A 25,509-nucleotide genomic window follows, 5' to 3' on the forward strand; every position below is an offset into this window, starting at 1 on the left:
AGCACTTCGATGAAGAGGTGGCGGAATGGACGGGACTCGAACCCGCGACCCCCTGCGTGACAGGCAGGTATTCTAACCAACTGAACTACCACTCCACGTATCAATCACATCTCAGCATTGCCGTTGGCATCTGCTCCGTGAATGAGGTGCGCATTTTAAGCTCTTTGCAGAAGTTGTCAATCACTTATTACAAAAAAATTTCTTTTTATTTCAGCAGCGTACAAAGATTAACCAAGGCAGGACAACAACTTGCACCTGTACGCGGCTTAAGCCACAGTTCTATTCATGCCAACCGATTTGCAGACAGACATCATGATGGATACTCCACAAGCGCTGGATCAGTTGATCCAGCGCTTCACAGACCTTTTTGAGCAGCGCTCTTACCCTTCCACACCCTACGACCCCGACTGGCCCAGCCTTTGCTATCACCATGAGGCCAAGCTCGGCGAGGAGGTTCCCTGGCAGCCGGTCTTCAGTCAAAGGCGCTCTGACATGTTTCAGCGCCTGGGAAATGCCCTGGATGTCACCATCCACCCGGCTATTGCCGCCTATTATACCCGTTACTGGTCTGACCCCTTGCCCTGCCGAATGCAGGATGGACGCCTGATCAGTCTTTTGTTTGCCTGGAACGAACAGGATATGGAGCGCCTGCGCGCCAACCTGATCGGCCATGCCATGAGCAAACAGAAACAGAAACGGCCGTTAACACTGTTTTTCGCAACACTGGAACCGGATACCGACTACATGATCAGCCTCGACAATCAGGATGGCAGCATCTGGCTGGAACGGCCCGGACGCAAGCCGGAACAGCAACTGGCCCAGGATATGGCAGCCTTCCTGAAGACTCTGGAGCCCGTACGGTTTTCGTCTTAACCGACATCACTCCAGCTCATCACGCTACCTGTTGCATTTCCTGCTCCAATAGTGCGCACCAGGTAGCGATTCGCTCATCCGTCAAGTCGCGCTGGCAATCCTCATCCAGCGCCAGGCCCACAAAATGCCGCCGATCTGCCGTTAGCGCCTTGGATGCATCAAACTCATACCCATCAACCGGCCAGTACCCCATCGGGATTGCCCCCGCGTTCACGGCCTTATCATGCAACATGCCCATTGCATCCAAAAACCACTCTGCATATCCATACTGATCGCCCAAACCGACCAGGGCGACACGCTTGCCTGACAGATCCAAATGATCCAAGGCATCCCAAACGTCCAACCAGTCATCCTGAACTTCGCCATAGTCCCAAGTCGGGATCGCAAAAATCAGACGATCATACCCCAGCATCACATCCAGCCCCGTGCTCTGGACATCAAACACTTCGCCCTCACCCAACTGCTGCTGAATTTTCACGGCTATATCTTGCGTATTCCCTGTTGTAGAACCAAAAAAAATCGCCAACATCCGCCCATCCTCACAAAGTCATAATTACGCTCATCAGGTGTCATGCACCCACCACTGCAAAGTCATCCGAACAACCTTCATAACGAGACACTTGCTTTACAGAGCATAATATTTAATGATTGTGAGAATCAATATCATTAAGATTAGTGAGTATGAATGTCTATCCATCATTCGCTGTACAGTCTTGAAAGCCGCGTGCGCAATGGAACCGCACCCGACTCTCCCGCTCACTTGCAGACCTACCTGGAAGTCAGTCAGGAAAGCGCCAGCAGCCTGCCTCTCACAGCACGGCGCTACCTATACATTCACGTTTTCAACGTTCTGACTGCTGCGGTGGCTGACCATCGTGTTGCACGCCAATGGCGTCAACTGTGCCTCGACCACGCCTGCTTTCCCCTTCACAGGCTACGTCCACTGTGTAAAACACCGCAGCAGCAACACGAACTGTTATTGATGAAATACCACCTGGCCCATATCGGTCCTCACATGAACTGACCACCCTTCCATAAGGAGACAAGCATGCCGAACACCCGTATTGAACAGGATAGTCTGGGTGAATTGGAAGTACCCGAAAATGCGCTTTACGGCGCTCAGACCCAGAGAGCAATCAACAACTTCCCGATCAGTGGGCAAGCCATGCCGGAAGCGTTCATTCGCTCACTGCTGTTGATCAAAAAAGCGGCCGCACAGGCCAATGCCAACCTGGGCTGCCTGACTCAATCTGTTGCCAATGCCATTAGTGACGCCTGCGACAGTCTGCTCGACAGCAATACGTTACAGCTGCATTTCCCCGTAGACGTGTACCAAACAGGCTCGGGCACCAGCTCCAACATGAATGCCAACGAGGTGATTGCGACTCTGGCCAGCCGCGCTTTGGGTGATCATGTTAACCCCAACGACCATGTCAATTTTGGCCAAAGCAGCAATGACGTAATTCCGACCGCCATTCACGTCAGCGCGGTGCTCCAGCTGGAAGAAGCGCTGTTTCCGGCACTTAATCATTTGATCGAGGCCCTGGAAACCAAGGCCCTTGAGGTTGGCCATCACTGTAAAACCGGACGTACGCACTTGATGGATGCCATGCCCGTCACCCTGAAACAAGTACTGGATGGCTGGCGTGACCAGCTTGAACAGGATCTGGAGCGCCTGCGTCACGCCAAAACTCAACTCGGCCAACTGCCGCTGGGCGGTACGGCGGTAGGCACAGGTATCAACACCCACCCGGACTTTGCCGACGCCTTTAGTCTGCAGTTGAACAGTCTGACCGGACAGGGTTTCACGCGCGCCAGTAATTTTTTCTCGCGCATTGGTGCCCAAGACAATGCCGTTGCGCTTTCCGGGCAACTACGTACTACCGCCGTCAGCATCATGAAAATTGCGAACGACCTGCGCTGGATGAACTCCGGCCCCTTGGCCGGCCTGGGCGAAATCACGCTGGAAGCTCTTCAGCCCGGCTCTTCTATCATGCCGGGCAAAGTCAACCCGGTCATCCCTGAAGCCGCTGCCATGGTGAGCGCGAAAGTTATCGGCAATGACACCACCATCACCCTGGGCGGCCAGTCCGGCAATTTTGAACTCAACGTAATGCTTCCGGTCATCGCCGACAGCCTGCTCGACAGCATCAAATTGCTTGCCAATGTCAGCACCCTGCTGGCCGACAGAGCCATTGCAACCTTCACCATCAACGCCGAACAGCTGGAAAAACCTTTGGCTATTAACCCCATCCTGGTAACAGCGCTCAACCCCGTCATCGGTTATACCAAAGCCGCCGAAATTGCCAAAGCAGCCTACCGTGAACAGCGCCCGATCATCGATGTTGCCAGCGAACATACAGACCTGCCACGAGAAGAACTCAAGGCGCTGCTGGACCCGGCGAAATTGACTCGAGGCGGTTTTTAACATCTTGCTCGACAGGCTGCACACTCACTGCTGCCCGACCTGAACCATCGGCTCCGTCTGGTTGATTGGCATCACCGACTCAGCGCCCTCACCCGAAGCACACTTCGGGTGAACCTCCCCCCACAGACACTCCAGAACGGCACGGATTGGCGCGACAGCGCTGTCCACAAACGACATTCAGCGCCTTATTTCATGGTGATGACGCAACCGCCCGTCACGACACGTTCTGAATAGCACCGGCCAAGGCCGCTCAGCCGATACTGTGCGCCAGCAGGCGGCTGATCTGGCATAGCGACTGACCGGATTGCTGTCGCCACGTATTGAAAGCCGACTGCACCTGCTTGAGATCTCGCTGCGCAGTCGGCGCTTTGTCGATGATAGCCTGCGCTTTCAGCGCAACCACCACATCATCGGTCAGAATAAAGGTGTCCTTACCCAGCATGCGCAGAAAATAGGCACCCGAGTTGCCGCCCAACTGCCTGCCTCGCTTTTTCAGTAGCGTCCACAACCCGATAATATCGTCCTCAGGCCACTCCGCTATCATCTTCGCAACGCTGCCATATTCTTGTGCAAGCGCTATCATCAGCATGGCGTTGTCACGGGTCGCCTTGATTTTGCCGAAATGGCGAATGATCCGGTCATTGTGCATCAGACTTTCCAGCATTTCGTCACTCATTTCCTGAACGGCAGCCGGATTGAAATAATAAAACGCCTTTTCAAATTCAGGCCACTTGGCATCAACCAGCGAATGCTTGAGCCCCGCTCTGAATACCCTGCGCGTCAACACCGAGAATATTTCACTGTCAGAATAGCCCTGCAACGTTTCCCGCGCCGCTGCCGGCTTACCCTGCATAGCATCAAGACTCATGCCAGGGTGCAAGCTCAATGCCTGCTCGCAAAGACCTGACCAGTTCTTCATGGGACGTTTACCTCTCTCAATATGATGCGTACCGACACATACGCACATTTCTCAGTTGCCGGTCGACAGTAGCGCTGCCATTGTCACGGCTACTGCCGTACGCGTATCATTAGGCACCTAAATTTTGCTGTCCAGTCGATGCCACGCCCGGCCAGTCAAGTACGCCCGTCCGTCGCGCCTGGAGCTCAGGAACGAGAAGATGTCTGTTATTCGCAAATCAAACAAGCTGATCAACGTCTGCTACGATATCCGTGGCCCCGTGTTGCAGGAAGCCAAGCGCCTCGAAGAAGAAGGCCACCGCATCCTGAAACTGAATATTGGCAACCCTGCTCCCTGGGGTTTCGATGCCCCGGAAGAAATTGTACAGGATGTCATCCTGAATCTGCCCAGCGCACAGGGCTATTGCGATTCCAAGGGACTGTTTTCGGCACGCAAGGCCGTTATGCAAGAGTGCCAGCGCAATAATATTCGCAATGTCGGCATCGAAGACATTTATATCGGCAACGGTGTATCCGAACTGATCGTCATGGCCATGCAAGGCTTGCTTAACGACAACGACGAAATGCTGATCCCGGCTCCCGACTACCCACTATGGACCGCCGCCGTCAGTCTGGCGGGCGGCAACCCGGTTCACTACGTCTGCGATGAGCAGCAGGACTGGTTCCCGGACATCGACGATATCCGCAGCAAAATCACGCCCAACACGCGCGGCATCGTGATCATCAACCCGAACAACCCCACCGGCGCACTCTACCCCGAGTCACTGCTGCTGGAAATTCTGGAAGTGGCACGCGAACACAAGCTGATCGTATTTGCTGACGAAATCTACGACAAGATTCTGTATGACGGCGCCGAACATACATCGCTAGCCTCACTGGCCGACGACGTACTCTGCATCACCTTCAACGGCCTGTCCAAGGCCTACCGTGCAGCCGGTTTCCGCTCTGGCTGGATGATCATCAGCGGGCCCAAACACAAGGCCCGCGATTTGATCGAAGGCTACGAAATGCTGTCCAACATGCGCCTGTGTTCAAACGTACCGTCACAGCACGCCATCCAGACCGCTTTGGGCGGTTATCAGAGCATCAACGAACTGATCATCCCCGGTGGCCGCCTGTATGATCAGCGTACCCTGGCCTGGGAGATGCTGAACGCTATTCCCGGCGTATCCTGCGTGAAGCCCAAGGGGGCCATGTACCTGTTCCCGAAACTGGACCCGGAACGCTACCCGATTCGCAATGATGAAAAATTCGCCCTCGACCTGCTGCAGCAGCAAAAGGTTCTGATTGTGCAGGGCAGTGGCTTCAACCATCCGGATACTCAGCATTTCCGTCTGGTTTTCCTGCCATCCAAAGAACTGCTGGCAGAGTCTATCGAACGTATCGCCACCTTCCTGCGCACCTACGAGCAGTAACCGCTGCAGCCAGCTGACAGCTGCCCGACACATGGCAGTTGTCAGCAAAACGTCACAGCACTGACATATACTTCCGCCTGTCCTTCCCCTGACCGAGACTTATCATGTTTATTAAGATCAAGAAAAATTGCGGCATCCAGATGGAACACAACGGCCTTGAAAAGCGCCGCCTGGTGCCTGTCACCTCCAACTTTCTGTTGAACCTTGACCAGGTTGCCGAAATTTCCTTCTATACCATCAAAGAGCGCAAAACCCGCTTCGATCTGGAAGGGCATGAGTTTGAGTTGCCGCTACAGACACGCGTAATTCACCTGCAGATGAGCTATCTTTACGCCACCTACAAGGAAACCATCAACGGCAACAAGGGACGCCTGGTTGAACGCCAGTATTACAAACTCTACTTTTCACCGGAAAATGTGGACACCTACGAAGAACTGCGCAACCTGATCGCACAGCAGGTCGGTAATATCTGATCGAGCCCGATTCAAAGCAGCACAGACAGGGCCAGGCCGGGCTCTTGAGCAAAACCGCCCGCACTCGGCCCATCCGCCTCAAGCAAGACGCTCTTCTCGCTGATACACCGTCACCTTCAACCCTTGCTGCTCACCCGGCTCGGGAAAATCTTCACCTGCACCAAAGCCTTCAAGGCGTACAAAGCCCGGCAGATTCTCGCCCATCAACCCTTCCAGAAAATCACGCGTTTCCTTTGGATCGTTATGGCACAAGACTACTCGACTCCCGGGACTGGTCAGTTCAGGCAGACGACGCAGCACCTTGAGATAATCATTAACCGCCACAAAGCTGCCCGGCTGAAAGCTCGGCGGGTCTATAATCACCAAATCATACGGCCCGGGCTTGCGCACTCGGCTCCATGACTTGAGCACGTTAACCGCCAGATAGCGCACATCTGCCTCATCCTGATCATTCAACCGATGATTCTGACGGCCCTGTGACAACGAGCGAGAGCTCATATCCACATTAACGACCCGGCGTGCCCCTCCGGCTATCGCCGCCACCGAAAAAGCACAGGTATAGGCAAACAGGTTCAATACATTCAGACCCTCGGCATGCTCACGTACCCACTGCCGCCCTGGACGCATATCCAGAAACAGGCCCGAGTTCTGCACGGCCAGTGCATTGACCCGATAACGCAGTCCCGACTCGACCACCTCATGTGCCTGAGCAACATCACCCCGCAGCACGGCCACTTCGGCATCGCCACCCTGACCACGGGGTTGCCAGACGATGCCCTCAACTTCAGGCTGCTGTCCCAGCCAGTCGACCAGTGCATCAACATCACCGGGTGTGGCGGGCTTATAGGCACGCACAATCGCCACCGGTGGCAACCAGTCAATGACCAGCCACTCGTATCCCGGCACCATTCCTCCGCGCCCATGAAACAGCCGTCGGCATTCTCCATTCGCGGCACTCAGCTGCTGTGCCATCCAGTCGATGATCGCCTGCATTTACATGTCCTTCACAAAAAGGGCGCAGTATACCTATAGGGATAAAATGCGGCCAAGTACGTTGAAACTTTACTCAAGTGCCCATATCTAACTAGCAAATCCAACTTAAGGAACGATGTCCTCCATGATGCGAATCATCCTTTTTCTGGCCACTAACCTGGCTGTCATACTGGTTGCCAGCGCAACGCTAAGTCTGCTGGGCGTTGATCACTACCTCAGCGGCTCGGGCCTTAATCTGACGTCGCTGCTGATATTCTGTGCCGTTTTCGGCTTTGCCGGCTCCATCGTGTCACTGCTGCTGTCCAAAACCATGGCCAAGATGTCAACCGGCACCCAGCTGATCGAGCAGCCCCGCAGCGAGGAAGAACGCTGGCTGATGGATACCGTAGCCGACTTATCCCAGAAAGCCGGTATCAAAATGCCGCAGGTGGGTATTTTCCCGGCCCAGCAGGCCAATGCCTTTGCGACCGGCTGGAATAAAAATGATGCGCTGGTTGCCGTCAGTGCGGGGCTGCTGCAGCGCTTCCGCCCTGAAGAAATCCGTGCGGTTCTGGCCCACGAAATCGGCCATGTAGCCAACGGTGACATGGTCACCCTGGCCCTGATTCAGGGTGTCGTCAACACCTTTGTCATGTTCTTTGCCCGTATCGTCGGCTACGCCGTGGACTCATTCCTGCGCCGCGACGATGACTCCGGCAGCGTGGGCATCGGCTTTTACATCACGACCTTTGTGTTCGAGATCATCTTCGGTGTGATTGCATCCATGATTGTGGCCTGGTTCTCCCGTCTTCGCGAATACCGCGCTGACGAAGCCGGTGCCAACCTGTCCAGCCCTCATGCCATGGCGGGCGCCCTGTCACGCCTGAAAGCGGAATCCGGCATCCCGGACCAGATGCCGGCGCAAATGACTGCGTTCGGTATCAGCAGCCATATGAAGCAGGGTTTCATGGCGCTGTTTGCCAGCCACCCGCCCCTGGATGACCGTATTGAAGCCTTGAAGCGACTCCGCTGATTCAGGCATTCCAGGAAAAAGGCACCTCTGGTGCCTTTTTTCGGTTTCCGTGCCGTGCTTCAAGCCGCTTTCCTTACGTCTCCTCAAACGCTCCCAGGCTATTGAGCTGCTGCTCATACACAAAGCCCGCCAGCACCAGCCGGGTTTCTTCCTCAAGATCCACAAATTCGACACCGTGCGTAAATGTGCTCAGCAGGCCGGTTTCACTCTGATGAAGATTACGCACGACGGCCGGCAGTAACAGCAGATGATCCATGCCCGCAACACTGACTCGCGCCGTTACGAACAAGCGCTCTCCGGACCCCGCCACGGGCCGAGCACTTTCCAGTTGCGCGCCCTGCAGACTGATATCCCGGCAAATGGCCGTCTGTGACTCGGCCGCCAGCAACCCGCCCAGCTCATCCCGCTCAACACGTACACTCAGTACCACCGGCACTCGCGTATGTGCGCGCACACGCTGTATCTCGACATGCTCCGGATATTCCAAGTGCCAGTACGCGAAGGGGCGTATCTGCACCTGCAGCACACGGGTCTCGAAGGAACAAAGACTATTGCCTATCATCAGGCGCGCCATGAAACGCATCCCCTCATGCCCGCTTGTACCCGGTTGCCGCAGCAGGCTCACCAACACGCTTTGAGACTCCTTGTACCCCAGCAGTTGCGCCGTCAGGCGCTGACCGGGCGTACGGGGCTGCAACTGTATTCGCTCCCCGATAGCAGGCGCAGCCTCCGCCAACGTCCTGCCCACCTCATCTTTTTGCGGCACTGGTCTGTGCATCATGGTTCATTTTCCGTCATGCTAAACCCCATGGCCCGCAACCGAGTCCCTGCTGCGGCTCCAGCCATTTCGACCCGCAAAGTGCCATACTCCCTGCGCTCCGGATATTCACGCCGCAAACGGTCGAATGCCAAGCGGCGTGCGTTTTCCGGCAGTTTCAGCATCTGCCGAAAAGCCCGATCATCCCGGTACGGGTCATAAACAAGACGGGCGGGGGTCAACAGGTCGTGTTCATCCGACATTTCCAGCGCCCTGACCTGTGCCGGTGGCAAGACCTCTTCCAACACCGTTTCAACAGGCAATCCCAAGTGATCACACAAAGCACAGTACAACATCCAGGTGCCACGAATCTTGCCGTCCAGGGAATACCCTGCAATATGCGGCGTTGCTATGGCACAGCGCGCCGCCAGCTGAGGATCGACCTCCGGCTCGTGTTCCCACACATCCAGCACCAAGGTCAAATCTGCACGCATCCGCGCGATATCCAGTAACGCCCGGTTATCAATTACCGGGCCTCGCCCTGCATTGAGCACTATTGCGTTGGGCTTCAATTGGTTCAGGTTATGCCGGCCAAGCAGATGATACGTTGGCCACGGACCGTCCTGGATCAATGGGGTGTGCAATGCAACGATGTCAGCATCAGCCAACACTCGGTCCAGTGACACGAAGCCCCCCCCTTCGGCCTGCTGCCGCGGCGGATCACACAGCAATACCTGAATACCTAACGCCTGCAAACGTTGCTGCAAACGCCCCCCGACATTTCCCACGCCAACAATACCCACCACTTTGTCGTAGAGGCTGAAGCGCTGCTCAAAGGCCAGCTGCAACAAACTCCCGAGCACATACTCCACCACTGAATCCGCGTTGCAGCCCGGTGCGCTGCTAAAGCCTACGCCCTGCTGTCGCAGCCAGGCCTGATCAATATGATCCATCCCGATCGTGGCAGTCCCGACAAAACGCACAGCAGAATCAGACAACAGTTTCGCATCCACCCGGGTGACCGAGCGTACCAGCAGTACATCGGCATCCTCCAGGTCTTCCGCACCCATTGTACGCCCGGCACAGGTGCGCAATGTTCCGAAGCGTTGAAAAAGCGGCTCCAAAGCGGGAATATTCTCATCAGCCACAATGGTCAAACGGGGGTATGCTGTCACGTGAGTCATCCTTTATTCATGCTCAGGGCTTTACAAATGGCGGGGATTCAGGCTCAATCACGCGCCACATTATAGAGACATACTCCCTCCGGGTCATTGAACGGTAACGCTTCCTTGGTTGTGCGCTGGCAAAAACATAACGACTACTTGGTCGTACGGATTTACCGTGACCTGGTAGGCGACTGGGTGCTCACCCAATGCTGGGGCAGCCATCAGGGCTCCAGCGCTTACACTCACACGCTGGTGGGCTCCTACAGCAACGCCTTGGAAATGTTACGCGAGATTGGCCGCGAGCAGCGTCAGCGCGGTTTCCGACGCAAGCAGGGACGAGAAGAACAGCTCGGTTTTGACTTCAGCTGAGTTTTTTGTCCCTTCCGCTTGGCTCCTCCCCTGCGGCCCTTTATAGTCACTACCCCCGAGCAATGGTTGCTGTTGTATGGTGCCACCGGTTCGCCTGGTGCCGAGCGCTGGCAGCGGCCCGTATATGTGGAGTGAGCATGAGCAAATTCGATTTTTCCCCAATGCCCGACGTCAACGGCTATTTTGGTGAGTATGGCGGCCAGATTATTCCCCCCGAACTGAAAACCGTCATGGACGAAATCAACACGGCCTACGAAGAGATCCGTCAGAAACCTGAATTTCAGCAGGAACTGGCTGATCTGTTTGCCAACTATGTCGGTCGTCCCAGCCCGATTTTCTTTGCCCGACGCTTGAGCGAACAGCTCGGTGGCGCACGTATCTTTCTTAAACGTGAAGATCTGAATCACACCGGCGCTCACAAGATCAACCATTGCCTGGGCGAAGCGTTGTTGGCCAAATACATGGGTAAAACCAAGGTTATTGCAGAAACCGGTGCTGGCCAGCACGGCGTTGCGCTGGCGACGGCCTGCGCTCTGGTCGGTATCCCCTGCGAGATACACATGGGCCAGGTGGATATTGAGAAAGAGCACCCTAACGTCGTCAAGATGAAGATTCTGGGTTGTACGCTGGTACCGGTCACACGCGGCACCGCGACCCTGAAAGATGCGGTCGACAGCGCGTTTGAAGAATATCTGAAAGACCCGAACAACTTTATCTATGCCATTGGGTCTGTCGTAGGTCCTCACCCCTTCCCGAAAATGGTACGGGACTTCCAGAGCATCATCGGCACCGAATCGCGCCAGCAATTTCAGCAAGGCGAAGGCAAGCTGCCGGATTATGTCACCGCTTGCGTGGGCGGCGGCTCTAACGCCATTGGCATGTTCACCGCCTTCCTGAACGATGACGACGTCAATCTGGTTGGTGTCGAGCCCGCTGGCCATGGCCTCGAAACGGACAAGCATTCAGCCACCATGACGCTGGGTAAACCGAGCGAAATTCACGGCATGAAATGTTACGTATTGGAACAAGAAGACGGCACCCCGATGCCCGTACACTCTATTGCATCCGGCCTGGACTACCCGGGCGTCGGCCCGCAGCACAGTTACCTTAAGGACCTGGGGCGCGTACAATACGAAACCGCTTCTGATGACGAATGCCTGAATGCCTTCATGACACTGTCACGCGTGGAAGGCATCATCCCTGCGCTGGAAAGCTCCCACGCCGTTGCCTGGGCAATGCGTAAGGCACCGACACTGAGTGCCGAGCAGTGCATTCTGGTTAACCTGTCCGGACGCGGCGACAAAGACGCCGATTACGTGGCGCAGAAGCTGGGGCTGTAATTTAGAACGCTATAGAAAGGATTAGATATATAAAAACAACGAGTTACAAAATTCATCATTTCTAATCCTTTCTGCCATATTGCTAAAATTTTCACACTTTTCACACGTACATCGCACGCACATCACTCCGAGCTTGCTACCGAAGAGTCGCAATCCCCTGCTTAATCGCTTCGACATTGACATTCAGTCTTTTCAGCAAGCGGTTGAAGTTCCCCGGATCAACGCCCAGCTCTCGGGCGGCAGCCGTCCGATTACAGGCATTACGGTGCAACACACGTGATATCAGCTCAACCTGAAAACGATCGGTCGCCTCCCTCAGACTCGCGTTATCGACGTATTGCGGTACGCTCAACACCACCTCACTATCCATTTCCGATGTTCCCGGCACCCCGCGCTTGCTCGGCAGCGCCAGCAGCTCCGCATCCAGCGTGAGAACGCGTACTGACGACTTTCTGGACGCCGACAGACGCAGTACCGCCCGACTCATCAAATGCTCAAGCTCTCGCACATTGCCCGGCCAGTTGTATGCCATGAGTGCGGCACAGGCATTTCTGGAAAGCCTCAATGAGCCAAGCCCCAATTTGCGGCGATTAAGCTCAAGAAAATGCCCGGCCAGGAGCAACACGTCTCGCCCACGTTCACGCAGGGGCGGAACCGTCACGGGATAAACGCTGAGTCGATGATAGAGATCAGCACGAAAGCGCCCCGCCAGTATTTCATGCTTGAGGTTACGATTTGTGGCAGCGATGACACGCACATCCGCTCGATGCGTATGATCACTGCCTAACCGCTGCATCTCACCGGTTTGCAGGGCCCGAAGCAATTTCGGCTGCATCGCCAGAGGCAACTCACCGATTTCATCCAGAAAAAGCGTACCGCCATCCGCCAGCTCAAACTTCCCTCTGCGCGCACTCGTCGCGCCGGAGAAAGCTCCTTTGGTATGGCCGAAGAGTTCACTCTCCATCAGGCTTTCCGGCAAGGCCGCACAATTGACATAGACCAGAGGGGCTTCAACCCGTGCCGACCTCATGTGCAGGTGACGCGCCACCAATTCCTTGCCGACACCGGTTTCCCCTCCGATCAACACCGACAGGTCTGACCCCGCCACCAGATCCAGCTCATCGATCAATGACCTGATGCAGGGACTGTCTCCCATTAGCTCGCTACGCCCCACATCCTGCAACAGTACCCTGGCAACCTCATGCTCCTTATTGACCCGAAGCTCCAGCGACTGAATCAGTACGGCAACTTTTATTGATGCCTCGGCCAAACGTATAAACGCCCTCAGCTCAACCGGATCGATCTGATCAAAGGCTTTCGGGACCAGAGCATCAAGCGTCAGAACGCCCCAGGGCTGGTCATCGATATAGAGAGCAATGCCCATGCAATCATGTACATGAAGCGCCGTATCAAGCGAAGCAATCAGGCCGTCATAAGGATCCGGCAGGTCTGAGTCAGCCGCAAAACGCACTGGCTCACGACTGAGCAGGATACGCGCCAGCCGTGGGTGGTCATCAACCCTGAAGGCTCTGCCCAACGTATCATCTGACAAGCCACAAGCCGCCAAAGGGTGCAACGTTGAATCACGTAAACGAAGAAGAGCAACGGCATCACAGGGAAAATGCCGTTGTATCGATTCCAGCAGGCGCTGATAGCGCTCACCAGCCGGAATTGGACGAGACAGATCAGATACGACCGATATCATCGAGTCGGCAATGCCAAAGGAAGTCATTTAAACAATACCAATGTGGTTTATACAAACATTATCCATTGTCATTAAGACACAACAAGAGAAAACATGTAAACGATATCAATCTTATAGGGGTTGGCACGATTTGCGCATGCCCTTTCAATAAATACTCTCGGCTTTTAGCCGCCAAACTAGGAGAACACCATGCTCTCAAGCCAATCCCGTGCGCTTATCGACGCAACCCTGCCTGCCGTAAAAGACAATGCACGTGCAATTACCGAAGTTTTCTACCCACTCATGTTCAAACGTTACCCCCAGGTCAAGGCCTACTTCAATCAGGCCCACCAGGCTCAAGGTACACAAAGACAAGCCCTGGCAAACGCCGTGGTTGCCTACGCCAGCAACCTGGACAGGCTGGAGTTGCTGGGTGATGCCGTATCATTGATCGTGCAGAAACATGCGTCACTGAACATCCAGCCTGAGCACTACCCTATCGTCGGCGAGTGCCTGCTGGCGGCAATCAAGGAAGTGTTTGGGGAGACGGCAACCGATGAGGTCCTGAATGCCTGGGGTGAGGCGTACCAGCAGCTGGCTGACATACTCATCACCGCAGAAGAAGGCCTCTACCGTGAGAATGAACAGAAACTCGGTGGCTGGCGCGGCGAACGTGAATTTCACTTGATCGCCAAAGAGCGCGAAAGTGACCTCATCACCTCTTTTTACTTTGTGCCAACTGACGGTAGACCGCTGGCGAAGTTCAAGCCGGGACAGTTCATCACAATCATCCTTGAAGTTGATGGCACAATCACACGCCGCAACTATTCGCTGTCTGACAGCCCTGATCAGCCACACTACCGAATCAGTGTCAAACGCGAACCGAACGGCCTGGTTTCCAATCACCTCCATGACACACTGAATATTGGAGACCGGGTCAAGCTGACGGCGCCCTGCGGGGACTTTGTGTTGCAAGACAGTGCGCGCCCTCTGGTCCTGCTCTCGGGAGGCGTTGGCCTGACTCCGACCATCAGCATGCTGCGCCCGGCACTGGAATCCGGACGCGAAGTGCACTTTGTACATGGTGCCTTGAACAGCGCGACACACGCCTTCAAGGATACGGTTGACCGGCTCGGCTCAGAATACGAAAACCTGCATATTCGCTATTGCTACAGCGAGCCAATGCCCGGGGACGAAGCGATCCCGGCCGGCTTTATCGACCGCGCACGCCTGGAGTCCTTTCTGCCACTGAGCCAACAACCCGATGTCTACTTTCTGGGGCCAAAAGCGTTTATGCAGAACTGCTATCGCGATCTCAAGGCGTTGAATGTGCCGGTAGAGCACATCCGTTTTGAATTCTTCGGCCCTCTGGAGGCACTGGAGAGTCCGGCCGCATAACATCCCGGCACTATGCCAAGACAAGCCCCCGCAGAGGGGCTTGTCGGAGTGGGCCGGTTGGCGACACGATCAACGCACGGTCGGGCAGCCTCAAGCAGAGAGCAAGCTGTCGCCGCCCTTAATAGCGCAAGAGAAAGTCAGCCCTTATCTGAAGCAACCGCACCACTCAATTCATGAATAGCAGATGGTTTCATCTTCCATAATGGCACGCTGCAGCGCCTGTTGAGCACGATCCATCAGCTCCAACGGCTCATATCCATCATCCGGGCTGATAGCCACACCGATATTAACCATCAATGCGGGCTGATCTGCCATCTGGTTTTCATTCAGTACAACCGAGAGCTTATCCACCACTGCCGCAATCGCTTCCGGGCAATCAACTTGCTCCAGCACCAGCAAATAGGCCCCTGAATCCAGCCGAGCCAGCGTATCACCCTGTCTGATCTTGTGCTGCAATGCATTGGCAACACGCTCCAGAGATGCGCCATAACTGTCTGTGGCTGCAACCGGCCCCGTGCCACTGATTTGCAACGCAAGAAACACGACATATTCCTCGGCACGCACGGAGCGCTGCAATGCATGCTCGATGCGTGCCAGAGTTTGCGGTGCCGTGACAGGCAACAGTTCTTCGCCATGACTCATGAAGTGCAAGGGATTCTGCAACCGATGCATGGGTGTCATGTCACGACCAATGATCAGTAATGACTCAATGCACCCTTCTGCATCCTGCCCGGAAACGGCGCTCAAGCGCAACAGACGTGCGCCTTTATCGCTTGCCACCCAAACCTCAACGGTCTGTTGCGGCTCGGCCACCATCAACTCTCGCAACTCCGGCAAGGGATAGGCCTTACCCGACAAGGCTTCGCGTGTTTTGCCCAACAGTTCGGCAAAAGCTCGATTGCACCAGGTGCAGGTACCATCCAGGCTCAATACCATGACCAGCTCGTCAAGCCCATCCATCAATTGCATCAGATGTTGGTTGGATACCGCATTTTTCCATTCCGCCTGCATTGTGCTGTTCTCACTCATCGGTCCTGATCTCTTCCATTGCCTTTTGCCGAACCCTCACGATATCGAATCCGGCCACCACACGCCAGCAAACTCGACTCCTTCCCGCCTCTGGTGCGACAATCTGTCACTTCCACCCTGAAACAACTCCCCATAGACTGAGACGACCATGACAACGCCCAGCCAGTCCAGCCAGGCGCCCGGAACAGCCGGACACCTGATCAAGTTTGCAACCCTCGGCCTGCTGCTGGTCGCCATGCTGACCGGTGCCCGCTGGTACCAACAGCAGTGGGCACCTCAAACCGGCGTCATTCATCATGATTGCGACCTGCAGCGAGGCATCTGTCAGATAGAGCTTAACAACGGCAGATTACAGCTGGAAGCCGGCCCCTTGCCGATGCGCTCTTTGAGTCCACTACGCCTGACCTTGAGAGCGGATGGCATAGAGGCCACAAGCATTCTGGCCGACCTGCAGGGCAAGGACATGTACATGGGAGTCAACCAGTTCGAACTAACGCCCTCTGCCGAGAGCCTATGGCACGGACAAACCGAGCTGGCCGTATGCACGACCGGCAGCATGCAATGGCAGCTGACCTTGACCATTGCGACACCCGACACAACACAGCAGCATGTATTCGAGTTTGAGGCACGATAATGAACACTCAATTGAAAACCCTCAAAATCCTGCTTCTACTAACCGCGTTTCTACTGGCAGGGCTGGCCCTGGCCTTTATGCTACGCCCCCAACCGATCGACACAAGAATCGCCATGGGAGACACGCAACTGGGCGGTGACTTCACACTGACCTCGTTGCACGGCCCGGTCTCTCTGTCCGATTTCCGCGGCCAGGTGAGCGTTATTTACATCGGTTACGCGTCCTGTCCCGACGTCTGCCCAACGGCCTTGGCCGTGCTCACCCAATCACTCAAGCAACTACCGGCTGAACAGCGCGAACAGGTACAGGGGATTTTCATCAGCGTTGACCCTGACCGGGACACGCCGCAAAAACTGGCCGATTATACCGCGTTCTTTTCGCCCCGCATTCTGGGCGTAACCGGCAGCCGCCAGCAGATCGATCAGGTAGTCCGCCAGTACGGCGCTTTCTATCGCAAAGTCACCCTGGAAGACTCTGCCATGGGGTATGCTGTCGACCACTCATCACGCCTGTATCTGGTTAACCAGGAAGGTCAACTGGTCAAAACTCTCTTGCATAACAGCTCACCTCAAGAGCTGACCGACAGCTTGCAGGCACTTCTCATCAATCACGGATAGTCATATGAAAAAAACGCTCTCGCTTATCGCCACCGGCCTGCTGTTCAGCAGCGTAATCCTGGCCGCCGAAGTAGATGTCAATGCACCTTATGTCCGAGCAACCGCGCCCGGCCAGCCCAACAGTGCCGCCTTCATGCAGCTGGGCAACAAGGGCGACGTCACTCGACTGGTCGGCGCCAGCAGCCCCGCCGCTCAAGTCGTGGAACTACATACGCATACCCATGACCAGGGCGTAATGCGCATGCGCAAGATTGACTTCATTGAACTGCCGTCCCGAAGCCAGGTAGAGCTGGCTCCCGGCGGCCTGCATATCATGCTGATCGGCCTTGAGGCTCCCCTGCAGGCCGGCAGCCACATCGATTTGACATTGAAATTTGACGATGGCTCTTCCGAACAGCTAAGCGTTCCTGTACAAATGGTAATGCCGGCAGGCATGCAGCACGGCCAGCCGGCACCCCAGGGCAAGCACTAAAACGCCCGCTCCTTCAGCTTCAACACATTTTGCAGCCACGAAGACGACCGTCGAAGTGGCTGTATATTTTCAGACACGCTTCTTTTTCCGGCAGAACGCCCAGCCCCTGACTGTTGTAGCGTTCCACATACAGCAACGTCCGCAAGCCCGCATCTACCTGGTCAACGGCCACCTGATAGGACTTGAAACCGACACGATAGAGTCCTTCATATCGCGGATAGCACAGTTTCCCTTGTTCAACGCGCACGGCATCCCCTGCCAGTACCGGCTGCAACAGGGCCGGGACCATCAGCGGATCCTCGTTATGCAAGGCAAGAAAAAAATCGGCCTGTCCGGGTGTGTCGAACACCCCCAGCACCCACACACCTTCCTCCGACATCGCGTAGAGATAATAGAATGTCTCATCACCACGCTGTAGCGCCAGACGCTGATAGCGCCAGCCTTCATAGCGGCAGCATTCCAGCGTCAACAGCTGCTCATCAACGGCAAGCTCAAAGGATTCGTCCGGCAGACAAACACACCACTGACTGGCCAACACTTCAAGGTTACGCATAAGACCCCCACTCGACTTCCAAAGAGAACTGCTCAGGATGCAGAATCTCGGTGCCATAGTATTCCCGCAAGGCATCCACCAGCATTTGGACTCTGGGCGGCAACCCCTCCGCCAACAGCCGATGTACGCGCGTGAGCACATTCCGCTTGAACGCTTCACTCGCCCCCAGCCCGGCCGAAAGGTTGTCAGCACTGAAGTGAAAACGTCGCCCGGCAGCCTGATTGAGAATCCATTCATAGGCCTGGGGACGCTCTTCAACCCGCTCGAACTCGGCCTGCTCCGCCGCCGTGCGCCCATCCGGCTTGTACCAGTAACCAAAGTCCTCCAGGCGTCTCCGCTCCGGTCCGGCCACACACCAGTGTGAAATTTCATGCAGTGCACTGGCATAAAAGCCATGCGCAAAGATGATACGGTGATGGACATGTTCGGCATCTGCTGGCAGATAAATCGGCTCATCATCACCGGCAACCAGCTCCGTGTTGTAGAGCGGGAGAAACAAGCGGTTAAACAGTTCAATCAGATCCTGATAATCCGGCGTACTCATTGCGCGTATTCCTGCCAGCGATCGCCATTCAACCACCAGCTCATGCCGCCCTGTTCATCGATACGGACCGCCACGTAGCCTTTGCTATCCTGATCTGCGCGGTGTACCAACACGCGATAGGATGATGTATTAAGATAGTCCACATCCGCCAGGGGAAGCCAGCGTCCGGCCTTGGCCTGCCAGGTTTCACCTGTATGCCGATCATAGCGTAACAGCACCCAATCCCCCTGACGGGTATAGGTTGTTGTCACTGCGAACTGCCCGCCAGCGCCTGCCGCCATATCCATTTGGTTCAACATCTGCATCAGCTGCCCAATGGCCGCATCAAGCTGCTCGGAGGCGGCACCAGCACTGACGACCCTCTCCCCTTCATCTTCACTTTCAGGGGCACTCGGCGCTGTCAGCAACTGCAGTCGATTGAGCAGCATCTGGTTCTGCTCCAGCAGAGTCTGGTTATCCGAACGCAGCTGAAGCACTTGCTCCTGCAGCAGGGTCAGTCGACCACTGATCTGGTCGAAGCCACTTTGAATGGCACTACCGGCAGACGACCGCTCATGGGAAGCAGCGCCCGCCCCACCCGCATCGCGCGGTTCGGTCGTTGAAGCATTTTCAGAATGGGGGGAAGGAGGTGATGCTGCAGCCTCGGCAGGTTGAGTGGGTGCAGCCGCATTACAGCCTGCCAGCAGCAACGCGAGCATGGCAACACAGGGTCGTATAACGTACATGCACGGGCCTTTTATCGGTCGGAAAAGGCCCTATTCTATCGAAACCGGTGCCCGTCGCCTAACCGACAATCTCGCCCTGATAGTCTGTCAGGCCCGCATTATTCGTCACACCCTTGAGAATTGGCGTATTGAGCCTGTCAACATGCACTTCCTTCTGGTCACGCAGATACTCGGCCACCACATCCCAAATCGCCGGCCCCGGCGAGCGGGTTCCAACCGTAGCCCAGCCCGTGACCTTGTAGGTCTTGTCGGCCTCGATCCGCTCGCCACTATCCAGCGTCATCTCACTGATCCGCTCGCCCATGCCCCGGCCTGGCTCACAAACGTAATCAAAGCCACCCACCCGCACCATGTCGCCGCCAGACTGCAGGTAGGGCTCGGGATTGAACAGGTTGTCGGCCACATCTTCCATAATCAGTTTCAGCTCCGACCCCTTCATTTCGCGGATATAGGTTTCCGGATAGGTCAGGCAGGTCTGATCCAGCACACGCTCCATCGTGATCATCTGCCCCTCCAAAACCGTAGTGCCCCAACGAAAACCGGGCGACAGGGATATCTGCGCATCACCGACTTCCCGCAAGGCATCACAGATTACCTGATCAAAGGTGCCGTTGAAGTTGCCACGGCGGAACATGAGATCTCCCGCCAGCGCCAACTCTTCATTCAGCCAGCTTAAGTGAGGGCTGCGAATGTCATCAATCATGGCTTGCATGGCCGCATCGGCCGGGATCAGTTCCGAGAACACCGGCAGCAGACGATAACGATAGTCCCGAATTTTGCCATCACGAATATCCAGATCCAGCGTGCCCAAAAACTTTCCATTGGAGCCGGCGTTGAATACCAGCGTCTGGCCGCCGCCGTTTTTAACTACGGTCGGGGCCGGCATGCCGTCATGGGTATGACCGCCCAAAATCAGATCAACCCCTGTCACCCGGCCCGCCATTGCCAAATCCACATCCATGCCGTTGTGTGACAGCACGATAACGGCATCCACCCGCTCTTCGGCACGCACCTGATCGACAATCTCCTGCAACCGGCTGTCATGAATATCAAAACTCCAGTCCGGGATAAAACGTGCCGGATTGGCAATCTTGGTGCGTGGAAAAGCCTGCCCGATAATTGCGACCCGCGCCCCACCCAGATCACGAATCGTATACGGCTTGAATACACGGCCAGAGAAATCGTCGTGCAAATAGTCAGTGTCAGTCGAGAACAGCGCATCTTCAGTGATAAATACGTTCTGCGCCAAAAACTCGCCCTGAAAGGCTTCAATGTTGTGCAGGATTTCAGCCTGGTTATAGGTAAACTCCCAGTGGCCGGTCATGATATCGACCCCCAGCGCATTACACGCCTTAACCATATCCATGCCACGTGTTTTGTAAGCCGTTCCCGACCCCTGCCAGGTATCCCCGCCATCGAGCAACAATGTTTTTTCACGTCCAAAGCTGTCACGCAAGCGGTCGGCCAACGTTTTCAGGTGCGCGAATCCACCGACCTTGCCGTATTGTTGAGCCGCATCGGTATAGTTCAAACACGTAAAGGCGTGCGCCTCCAGACTTCCGGGAGCAATACCGAAATGCTGCAGCAGCCTGTCACCCACCAGATGAGGCGCACGACCCGATGCGCCGGCCAGTCCCAGATTGACATTCGGCTCACGGAAATACACCGGCAGCAGCTGCGCATGGCAATCGGTCATGTGCAACAGGCGCACATTGCCGAAATTTGGCACATCGTACGGATCGGAGGAGGAGGTATCGGCTGCCCGGCCCTGCAGAGGCAGCATTCCCGCCACCCCGGCCATTCCCAATAGTCGAGCAAACTCACGGCGTGACATGGACATGATATTTACCTTGTATGATCTGCAGCCACTCCCGACCGCAGATGGAGGGAACTCAAATAAAACCGAGCCTATTCCGGCACGGCCTGCTGCCAACTGGCGTTGACGCTCTCATACTGTGCTATCGACATGCGTGCCTGATATTTGGCCCGCGCAGCCAAATCCATCGCCCGCTGATACTCATTTTCGCTCAGCGCCGTACGCGCCTGCTTGAGAAAACGCGCCGGATCACGCCATTCATACCCCAGTGACTCGGATTCCTGACGCATCGCTTCGGCACTGGTAATCAGAGCCTCTGCGTTCGCCCGCGTCGGCTCAGCCATGGCCTCGATCTCTTCCGGGTGGTCCGTAGTATACGGCTGACCGGCATAGGTAAAGGCATGGCCCTTGCCATACAAAGCCCGCTGCTGGTTGAACACCTGCTCAAAGGTATCTTCCTGCGCAAATGCCACAGGCACCATCAGGCTCGCGGCCAAAGTCAGAGCGATCATCTTCATTGCAGCCTCCGTTATTTACGCGCACCCGGTCCGTTGACGACCAGTCCGTTGCTCATGTACGTCTGAAAATATTCCAGCTTGCGGAACTCATCAGCCTGCGGCGGCAAGGGGACCGACCGGGTATCTCTGTAGCACCCTTCATAGCGCCGGTGCAACGTGCCAATCTCGCCCCATTTGGAACGTACAACCGGGAAGTGCGTCGGATGCCCCAGCGCTGGCCCTGGCAGGTCCGCACGCACGTGAATACGCGATCCCTTCAAATGACAGTTGGCGCAGGACAGGTTCAACTGCCCCCGCTTCGAGTAAAAGAATTCCTTGCCATCCAGATACGCCTGTAATGCTCGCGAATCATCAGCGGGAATCTCGATTTCGAAGACCTTACCGCGTGAAGTGAATGCCATGTAGGCGGAAACCTTGGCCAGATCACCCTTTTTCCAGGGCAAGGGCTCTTCACCGTTTTTGACCCGGCATTCATTGATTTCCTGCTCCAGCGTTTTTACGCTGCCCTCTTCCCGGTTCCAGTACGGGTATTTCTGGCGGATACCAATGCCGCCATTCTCGAAGCAATCCGCATACCCCTGGCCATTGGCAAAAGGTGTATTGAACAGTTCTTCGCCTTCCTCGAGGTCAAACTCGTAAGGCGGAAATTCCATCAAGGCATCCCACTGCTTGCGCGAATCGGGATCAATGGCATAGATACCGTTGACATACTCTTCCAGCGGCACACCGGGAAAGCGTTGCTGATAAAACGCCTGCAGCGCCAGACGGTCGGCATCAGGGTCAACCGTCTCCAGGGTGAAACCGCTTTCAGCCGCCACCGCCGCATGCGATAGCACTGCAAAACCCACGCTTAACAGAGAATGTTTTGTTTTTTGCATACGCTTACCCCGGTTATTCTGCTTAGCGAATTTCGGCCGTTTCCGTGCCGGATGTGCCCGTATTTTCCTTCCAGCTCACTTCCAGGGTGTCACCGGAAGCACCACCGGCAAAGCTGAACGAGAAATACGGATTTTTCGATACGGCTGGCCCCAGGTTAGCGGCGAACACCACCTTACCGGCATGCCGAACCTCAAGTTCTGCCAGGAACTGTGCCGGAATGATATTGCCGGACTTATCCTTCCTCTGGCCGGTTTCCATAATGTGCTTGGCCATCATTTTGACTTCGGTGGTAGCGCCACGGGCCTTGGCCTTTACTCGCATGATACTCATGAATGCTTCTCCTCGATTTCAGTCGCTGTCAGCCGCCGCAGCCACCGATGGTGACTTTCACTTCTTTGGTCGCGCTATAGAGCTTGCCGTCGGCCTTGACCACTGCTGTCACATTGGTCGTTTTGCCCATGCGCACACGCGTGGATACATCTGCCGCTGTACCTTCCGGAATCACGAACTGGGCCGCCAGCGGTGCGGGATTGCTTTCGATGAAAATACTGATCGACTCAACATGGGCCATATCCGTGCTGACAGAAACCGGCACCACGGCTCCATTTTCAGCGATATCCGGTGCATCCAGAATAACCTGAGCACTGATTTCCGGTGTTTCGCCACCATACAGAGCGTTCAATGCCGCGCCCTGTTCATTGGACTCAAAGGCTTCCCTGGCCCAGGCCGCCATGGCCAAACGCGGCAGCAACGCTCCCAGTCCCAGCAACGCTCCACCCGTGGCAACAGCCTTGATCAGAACCCGACGACTCATACTCATACACTCATCCTCTTGTTGTACCCATCAGGGCTCAGTACTGGTAGATGTATTCCACCACGGCATCGATTTCATCTTCCGACAAGATCCAGTGTTTGCCGACCGGGGGCATGATACTGAGCGGATTGGCCACTGTAGCATCCCATACCTGCGCTCTGAGCAGGCGTTTGTCCGGGAAACGTTGTTTCATGGCTATCATCATGGGCCCCTGGTTGCCCGGCAAATTGGCAACAGGATCATCAATATTGTGACAAGAGATGCAGTTACCTCGCGTCTTGTCATGATAGATGGCGCGCCCCTCATCAATCAGCTCCTGTGGTGGCGTTGCCACGGCCGAACTGCTCAATGCAAGGGCTGCAGTCGCGACACTCAAAACAGTGGTCAGTTTGCGCATGTAACGCCTCCAAAGGGCCTTGTGAGACTCTATAGATATAACTATATGATATATATCTATTCTTCTAAATTACTATTAGCTATATAAGAGGCCGCTATTCTACTGATTTTTGCCCGTCATGAAAGACCATCTTGCAATAATTTCATCTTCTCGCCAGTCTGACCCGGCTACCCCGGCCTTTCAGGCCTTCAGACGGCGGTATAAGGTACGTTCACTGAGCCCCAATGCTTTCGCCAAAGCCGGGCGATCTCCCTCGAACCGCTCCGAAATCGATGCCAGATAGCGCGATTCCAACTGGTGCAGCGGCATCAAAGGCAAGATATCAACGGGATCATCCACAACATCACTTTCGCCACTCTTTTCTGGAGCGGGCTCCTGCAGCTCGGGCGGCAAGTGGTCCAACCGGATCACGCCGTCATCCGCCAACAGAATGCCTCGCTCCAGCAGGTTTCTCAGCTCGCGAATATTGCCTGGGAAGCTGTACCTGCACAGCCGTGCCAAAACCCCTTCCGACACTCGCACGGCATGTCCGCCCGACAAGCGCTGTAACAACGCCAATATCAACAGCGGCAAGTCCTCCCGGCGCTCACGCAGAGGAGGTAAAGGAACCGGGAACGCCGATATTCGGTAGTACAGATCCTGTCGAAAATGCCCCTCACGCACCATTTCTCTCAGATTCCTGTGAGTGGCACATACCAGACGAAAGTCGGCATGCTGAGGCTCAACGCTACCTACCGGCCGAAAAACGCCGGTTTCGATCAGGCGCAGCAGCTTGACCTGCAGGCTTAACGGAATCTCGCCAATCTCATCCAGAAACAGGGTGCCGCCGCGTGCGGATTCCACCAACCCCTTCTTGCGACTGACAGCCCCTGTAAATGCACCACGCTCATGGCCAAACAACTCGCTTTCAAACAACCCTTCGCTCAAACCGGAACATTCAACCGTTACAAAAGGCGCTCGCGAACGCGGGCTGCTGTCATGCAGCGCACGTGCAACCAGTTCCTTGCCGGTTCCCGATTCCCCCAGCAGCAATACGGTAATTTCGCTGGGTGCAGCCCGATGCACCAGCGACAGCATGTGCGAAAAAGCAGGCCCCTGCCCCACTAAACCCTCATATTCCGTGACCTGAGCACGCGCCTCCCTGACTTGATGCATGATCTCCAAAAAACCGATCAGTATCTTTTGCTCACTTTCCAGAGGAATCATCTCGACATCGACATGCTCTTTTCCATTCGGGGTGTTGTGCAGATGGAGTACCCGCTGACGCTGACCTGTTTTCCGACATGCCTTCAGTGGACAGGCTTCCCCCTCCTGGTCGCAAGGCGTGCGATAGCCGTGTGAAACGTCATAACACTTGCGTCCCACAACGACTCCCGTCGGCTGATAGTACTGACGATACGCCTCATTGCTGGCCAGAATGTCATATCCGATCGACAGGATGGCGGCGGGCTCCGGAATAGCTTCCAGAATCACGGCCGGATCAATGACTTGATGTTCCATTTTGCCTATTGGTTTGCCTCGTATTTCCTTCATGACGACATCTCACATAGCCTGACAATAATGACAGAACAAAGTGTCAAAAATGACAGTCTGCGACACTATGCCACTGGCCGCAATTCTAAATTGAGCGTATAACCATGCATTCAATATGCGCTATCCTGCATATTGCTTGTCTTATGCCAAAA

At 55.5% G+C, this 25,509-nt stretch carries 29 protein-coding genes and 1 tRNA gene; 12 read left to right on the plus strand and 18 right to left on the minus strand.

What is annotated here, in order from left to right:
• Positions 1–18: 18 nt before the first annotated feature.
• Positions 19–95: transfer RNA gene (locus H1S06_RS02125), tRNA-Asp, on the minus strand.
• A 217-nt stretch (positions 96–312) separates the two neighbouring features.
• On the opposite strand from H1S06_RS02125, the gene syd reads away from it, so the two are divergent.
• A complete protein-coding gene (gene syd, locus H1S06_RS02130; RefSeq protein ID WP_181736748.1) occupies positions 313–873 on the plus strand; it encodes a SecY-interacting protein in 561 nt (186 codons plus the stop codon).
• Between the two features lie 19 nt (positions 874–892).
• On the opposite strand, the gene H1S06_RS02135 is transcribed toward syd, so the two are convergent.
• Positions 893–1,402 carry a flavodoxin gene (locus H1S06_RS02135; RefSeq protein WP_181736750.1) on the minus strand — a complete coding sequence of 170 codons (510 nt, stop codon included), beginning with the start codon at positions 1,400–1,402 and terminating at the stop codon, positions 893–895.
• Positions 1,403–1,558: 156 nt separating this feature from the next.
• Between H1S06_RS02135 and H1S06_RS02140 the strand changes: the two genes are divergently transcribed.
• Entirely contained in the window at positions 1,559–1,897 is a 339-nt protein-coding gene (locus H1S06_RS02140; RefSeq protein WP_181736752.1) for a hypothetical protein, read from the plus strand.
• A gap of 24 nt (positions 1,898–1,921) precedes the next feature.
• Complete coding sequence (locus H1S06_RS02145) at positions 1,922–3,301, plus strand: class II fumarate hydratase (protein WP_181736754.1); 1,380 nt, start codon at positions 1,922–1,924, stop codon at positions 3,299–3,301.
• A gap of 250 nt (positions 3,302–3,551) precedes the next feature.
• Here the strand turns inward: H1S06_RS02145 and H1S06_RS02150 are convergent, their stop codons facing one another.
• The gene (locus H1S06_RS02150; RefSeq protein WP_181736756.1) at positions 3,552–4,220 is read right to left on the minus strand and encodes a DNA-3-methyladenine glycosylase I; all 669 of its coding nucleotides are present in this window, start codon (positions 4,218–4,220) and stop codon (positions 3,552–3,554) included.
• Positions 4,221–4,419: 199 nt separating this feature from the next.
• Here H1S06_RS02150 and H1S06_RS02155 point away from each other — a divergent pair, with 199 nt between their 5' ends.
• Positions 4,420–5,634 carry a pyridoxal phosphate-dependent aminotransferase gene (locus tag H1S06_RS02155; protein ID WP_181736758.1) on the plus strand — a complete coding sequence of 405 codons (1,215 nt, stop codon included), beginning with the start codon at positions 4,420–4,422 and terminating at the stop codon, positions 5,632–5,634.
• Positions 5,635–5,738: 104 nt separating this feature from the next.
• On the plus strand, positions 5,739–6,107 hold the full coding sequence (locus H1S06_RS02160; protein WP_181736760.1) for a hypothetical protein: 369 nt from the start codon (positions 5,739–5,741) through the stop codon (positions 6,105–6,107).
• 78 nt (positions 6,108–6,185) lie between these two features.
• Here the strand turns inward: H1S06_RS02160 and H1S06_RS02165 are convergent, their stop codons facing one another.
• The gene (locus H1S06_RS02165; protein ID WP_181736763.1) at positions 6,186–7,100 is read right to left on the minus strand and encodes a class I SAM-dependent methyltransferase; all 915 of its coding nucleotides are present in this window, start codon (positions 7,098–7,100) and stop codon (positions 6,186–6,188) included.
• Between the two features lie 124 nt (positions 7,101–7,224).
• Here H1S06_RS02165 and htpX point away from each other — a divergent pair, with 124 nt between their 5' ends.
• Positions 7,225–8,112: a protease HtpX gene (gene htpX, locus H1S06_RS02170; protein WP_181736766.1), complete on the plus strand. Its 888-nt coding sequence runs from the start codon at positions 7,225–7,227 to the stop codon at positions 8,110–8,112.
• A gap of 73 nt (positions 8,113–8,185) precedes the next feature.
• Here htpX and H1S06_RS02175 read toward each other — a convergent pair whose 3' ends face one another.
• Positions 8,186–8,893 carry a flagellar brake protein gene (locus tag H1S06_RS02175; protein ID WP_255482873.1) on the minus strand — a complete coding sequence of 236 codons (708 nt, stop codon included), beginning with the start codon at positions 8,891–8,893 and terminating at the stop codon, positions 8,186–8,188.
• Complete coding sequence (gene pdxB, locus H1S06_RS02180) at positions 8,890–10,044, minus strand: 4-phosphoerythronate dehydrogenase PdxB (protein ID WP_328515300.1); 1,155 nt, start codon at positions 10,042–10,044, stop codon at positions 8,890–8,892. Before pdxB ends, H1S06_RS02175 begins: the two co-directional genes overlap by 4 nt.
• A 120-nt stretch (positions 10,045–10,164) precedes the next feature.
• Here pdxB and H1S06_RS02185 point away from each other — a divergent pair, with 120 nt between their 5' ends.
• Entirely contained in the window at positions 10,165–10,404 is a 240-nt protein-coding gene (locus H1S06_RS02185; RefSeq protein WP_328515301.1) for a hypothetical protein, read from the plus strand.
• Positions 10,405–10,541: 137 nt separating this feature from the next.
• Positions 10,542–11,744: a tryptophan synthase subunit beta gene (trpB, locus tag H1S06_RS02190; RefSeq protein ID WP_181736770.1), complete on the plus strand. Its 1,203-nt coding sequence runs from the start codon at positions 10,542–10,544 to the stop codon at positions 11,742–11,744.
• 136 nt (positions 11,745–11,880) lie between these two features.
• Here trpB and norR read toward each other — a convergent pair whose 3' ends face one another.
• The gene (gene norR, locus H1S06_RS02195; RefSeq protein ID WP_181736772.1) at positions 11,881–13,476 is read right to left on the minus strand and encodes a nitric oxide reductase transcriptional regulator NorR; all 1,596 of its coding nucleotides are present in this window, start codon (positions 13,474–13,476) and stop codon (positions 11,881–11,883) included.
• Between the two features lie 162 nt (positions 13,477–13,638).
• Between norR and hmpA the strand changes: the two genes are divergently transcribed.
• Entirely contained in the window at positions 13,639–14,826 is a 1,188-nt protein-coding gene (hmpA, locus tag H1S06_RS02200) for an NO-inducible flavohemoprotein (protein ID WP_181736774.1), read from the plus strand.
• Positions 14,827–14,997: 171 nt separating this feature from the next.
• On the opposite strand, the gene H1S06_RS02205 is transcribed toward hmpA, so the two are convergent.
• On the minus strand, positions 14,998–15,855 hold the full coding sequence (locus H1S06_RS02205; RefSeq protein WP_181736775.1) for a diguanylate cyclase domain-containing protein: 858 nt from the start codon (positions 15,853–15,855) through the stop codon (positions 14,998–15,000).
• Between the two features lie 148 nt (positions 15,856–16,003).
• On the opposite strand from H1S06_RS02205, the gene H1S06_RS02210 reads away from it, so the two are divergent.
• The 3 genes from H1S06_RS02210 to H1S06_RS02220 are packed head-to-tail and all read left to right on the plus strand — an operon-like array spanning position 16,004 to position 17,578.
• Entirely contained in the window at positions 16,004–16,489 is a 486-nt protein-coding gene (locus H1S06_RS02210; protein ID WP_181736777.1) for a hypothetical protein, read from the plus strand.
• The gene (locus tag H1S06_RS02215; RefSeq protein ID WP_181736779.1) at positions 16,489–17,106 is read left to right on the plus strand and encodes an SCO family protein; all 618 of its coding nucleotides are present in this window, start codon (positions 16,489–16,491) and stop codon (positions 17,104–17,106) included. Before H1S06_RS02210 ends, H1S06_RS02215 begins: the two co-directional genes overlap by 1 nt.
• A 4-nt stretch (positions 17,107–17,110) precedes the next feature.
• Positions 17,111–17,578, plus strand: coding sequence for a copper chaperone PCu(A)C (locus H1S06_RS02220; RefSeq protein WP_181736781.1), 468 nt, complete (start codon positions 17,111–17,113; stop codon positions 17,576–17,578).
• A gap of 19 nt (positions 17,579–17,597) precedes the next feature.
• Here the strand turns inward: H1S06_RS02220 and H1S06_RS02225 are convergent, their stop codons facing one another.
• The 10 genes from H1S06_RS02225 to H1S06_RS02270 form a co-directional block, all read right to left on the minus strand.
• Positions 17,598–18,131 carry a hypothetical protein gene (locus tag H1S06_RS02225; protein ID WP_181736783.1) on the minus strand — a complete coding sequence of 178 codons (534 nt, stop codon included), beginning with the start codon at positions 18,129–18,131 and terminating at the stop codon, positions 17,598–17,600.
• On the minus strand, positions 18,124–18,675 hold the full coding sequence (locus tag H1S06_RS02230; RefSeq protein ID WP_181736785.1) for an elongation factor P hydroxylase: 552 nt from the start codon (positions 18,673–18,675) through the stop codon (positions 18,124–18,126). Before H1S06_RS02230 ends, H1S06_RS02225 begins: the two co-directional genes overlap by 8 nt.
• A complete protein-coding gene (locus H1S06_RS02235; protein ID WP_181736787.1) occupies positions 18,672–19,400 on the minus strand; it encodes a hypothetical protein in 729 nt (242 codons plus the stop codon). Before H1S06_RS02235 ends, H1S06_RS02230 begins: the two co-directional genes overlap by 4 nt.
• A 58-nt stretch (positions 19,401–19,458) precedes the next feature.
• Positions 19,459–21,240 carry a thiosulfohydrolase SoxB gene (gene soxB / locus H1S06_RS02240; RefSeq protein ID WP_181736789.1) on the minus strand — a complete coding sequence of 594 codons (1,782 nt, stop codon included), beginning with the start codon at positions 21,238–21,240 and terminating at the stop codon, positions 19,459–19,461.
• 68 nt (positions 21,241–21,308) lie between these two features.
• Positions 21,309–21,734 (minus strand): hypothetical protein, encoded by a 426-nt coding sequence (locus H1S06_RS02245; protein WP_181736791.1) that lies wholly within the window; start codon positions 21,732–21,734, stop codon positions 21,309–21,311.
• An 11-nt stretch (positions 21,735–21,745) separates the two neighbouring features.
• Positions 21,746–22,612 (minus strand): sulfur oxidation c-type cytochrome SoxA, encoded by an 867-nt coding sequence (gene soxA, locus H1S06_RS02250; RefSeq protein WP_181736793.1) that lies wholly within the window; start codon positions 22,610–22,612, stop codon positions 21,746–21,748.
• A gap of 22 nt (positions 22,613–22,634) precedes the next feature.
• Positions 22,635–22,943, minus strand: a complete 309-nt coding sequence (soxZ, locus tag H1S06_RS02255; protein WP_181736795.1) for a thiosulfate oxidation carrier complex protein SoxZ — start codon at positions 22,941–22,943, stop codon at positions 22,635–22,637.
• A gap of 28 nt (positions 22,944–22,971) precedes the next feature.
• Complete coding sequence (soxY, locus tag H1S06_RS02260) at positions 22,972–23,433, minus strand: thiosulfate oxidation carrier protein SoxY (protein ID WP_181736796.1); 462 nt, start codon at positions 23,431–23,433, stop codon at positions 22,972–22,974.
• 31 nt (positions 23,434–23,464) lie between these two features.
• Entirely contained in the window at positions 23,465–23,824 is a 360-nt protein-coding gene (gene soxX, locus H1S06_RS02265; protein WP_181736798.1) for a sulfur oxidation c-type cytochrome SoxX, read from the minus strand.
• Positions 23,825–24,004: 180 nt separating this feature from the next.
• The gene (locus H1S06_RS02270; RefSeq protein ID WP_255482874.1) at positions 24,005–25,357 is read right to left on the minus strand and encodes a sigma-54 interaction domain-containing protein; all 1,353 of its coding nucleotides are present in this window, start codon (positions 25,355–25,357) and stop codon (positions 24,005–24,007) included.
• Positions 25,358–25,509 lie beyond the last annotated feature (152 nt).

Origin of the sequence: Marinobacterium marinum, assembly GCF_013868415.1 — a bacterium.
Classification (GTDB): Bacteria; Pseudomonadota; Gammaproteobacteria; order Pseudomonadales; family Balneatricaceae; genus Marinobacterium; species Marinobacterium marinum.

Excerpts from the sequence above, each read along its gene's own strand:
- soxY (WP_181736796.1), bottom strand. The coding sequence starts at position 23,433 with ATGAGTATGAGTCGTCGGGTTCTGATCAAGGCTGTTGCCACGGGTGGA.
- trpB (WP_181736770.1), top strand. The coding sequence starts at position 10,542 with ATGAGCAAATTCGATTTTTCCCCAATGCCCGACGTCAACGGCTATTTT.
- H1S06_RS02210 (WP_181736777.1), top strand. The coding sequence starts at position 16,004 with ATGACAACGCCCAGCCAGTCCAGCCAGGCGCCCGGAACAGCCGGACAC.
- norR (WP_181736772.1), bottom strand. The coding sequence starts at position 13,476 with ATGACTTCCTTTGGCATTGCCGACTCGATGATATCGGTCGTATCTGAT.
- H1S06_RS02270 (WP_255482874.1), bottom strand. The coding sequence starts at position 25,357 with ATGAAGGAAATACGAGGCAAACCAATAGGCAAAATGGAACATCAAGTC.
- H1S06_RS02135 (WP_181736750.1), bottom strand. The coding sequence starts at position 1,402 with ATGTTGGCGATTTTTTTTGGTTCTACAACAGGGAATACGCAAGATATA.
- H1S06_RS02140 (WP_181736752.1), top strand. The coding sequence starts at position 1,559 with ATGTCTATCCATCATTCGCTGTACAGTCTTGAAAGCCGCGTGCGCAAT.
- H1S06_RS02230 (WP_181736785.1), bottom strand. The coding sequence starts at position 18,675 with ATGAGTACGCCGGATTATCAGGATCTGATTGAACTGTTTAACCGCTTG.
- H1S06_RS02205 (WP_181736775.1), bottom strand. The coding sequence starts at position 15,855 with ATGAGTGAGAACAGCACAATGCAGGCGGAATGGAAAAATGCGGTATCC.
- H1S06_RS02145 (WP_181736754.1), top strand. The coding sequence starts at position 1,922 with ATGCCGAACACCCGTATTGAACAGGATAGTCTGGGTGAATTGGAAGTA.
- soxB (WP_181736789.1), bottom strand. The coding sequence starts at position 21,240 with ATGTCCATGTCACGCCGTGAGTTTGCTCGACTATTGGGAATGGCCGGG.
- H1S06_RS02165 (WP_181736763.1), bottom strand. The coding sequence starts at position 7,100 with ATGCAGGCGATCATCGACTGGATGGCACAGCAGCTGAGTGCCGCGAAT.
- soxX (WP_181736798.1), bottom strand. The coding sequence starts at position 23,824 with ATGCGCAAACTGACCACTGTTTTGAGTGTCGCGACTGCAGCCCTTGCA.
- H1S06_RS02150 (WP_181736756.1), bottom strand. The coding sequence starts at position 4,220 with ATGAAGAACTGGTCAGGTCTTTGCGAGCAGGCATTGAGCTTGCACCCT.
- syd (WP_181736748.1), top strand. The coding sequence starts at position 313 with ATGATGGATACTCCACAAGCGCTGGATCAGTTGATCCAGCGCTTCACA.
- H1S06_RS02225 (WP_181736783.1), bottom strand. The coding sequence starts at position 18,131 with ATGCGTAACCTTGAAGTGTTGGCCAGTCAGTGGTGTGTTTGTCTGCCG.
- htpX (WP_181736766.1), top strand. The coding sequence starts at position 7,225 with ATGATGCGAATCATCCTTTTTCTGGCCACTAACCTGGCTGTCATACTG.
- soxA (WP_181736793.1), bottom strand. The coding sequence starts at position 22,612 with ATGCAAAAAACAAAACATTCTCTGTTAAGCGTGGGTTTTGCAGTGCTA.
- H1S06_RS02220 (WP_181736781.1), top strand. The coding sequence starts at position 17,111 with ATGAAAAAAACGCTCTCGCTTATCGCCACCGGCCTGCTGTTCAGCAGC.
- H1S06_RS02160 (WP_181736760.1), top strand. The coding sequence starts at position 5,739 with ATGTTTATTAAGATCAAGAAAAATTGCGGCATCCAGATGGAACACAAC.
- soxZ (WP_181736795.1), bottom strand. The coding sequence starts at position 22,943 with ATGAGTATCATGCGAGTAAAGGCCAAGGCCCGTGGCGCTACCACCGAA.
- H1S06_RS02245 (WP_181736791.1), bottom strand. The coding sequence starts at position 21,734 with ATGAAGATGATCGCTCTGACTTTGGCCGCGAGCCTGATGGTGCCTGTG.
- H1S06_RS02215 (WP_181736779.1), top strand. The coding sequence starts at position 16,489 with ATGAACACTCAATTGAAAACCCTCAAAATCCTGCTTCTACTAACCGCG.
- H1S06_RS02235 (WP_181736787.1), bottom strand. The coding sequence starts at position 19,400 with ATGTACGTTATACGACCCTGTGTTGCCATGCTCGCGTTGCTGCTGGCA.
- H1S06_RS02175 (WP_255482873.1), bottom strand. The coding sequence starts at position 8,893 with ATGATGCACAGACCAGTGCCGCAAAAAGATGAGGTGGGCAGGACGTTG.
- hmpA (WP_181736774.1), top strand. The coding sequence starts at position 13,639 with ATGCTCTCAAGCCAATCCCGTGCGCTTATCGACGCAACCCTGCCTGCC.
- H1S06_RS02155 (WP_181736758.1), top strand. The coding sequence starts at position 4,420 with ATGTCTGTTATTCGCAAATCAAACAAGCTGATCAACGTCTGCTACGAT.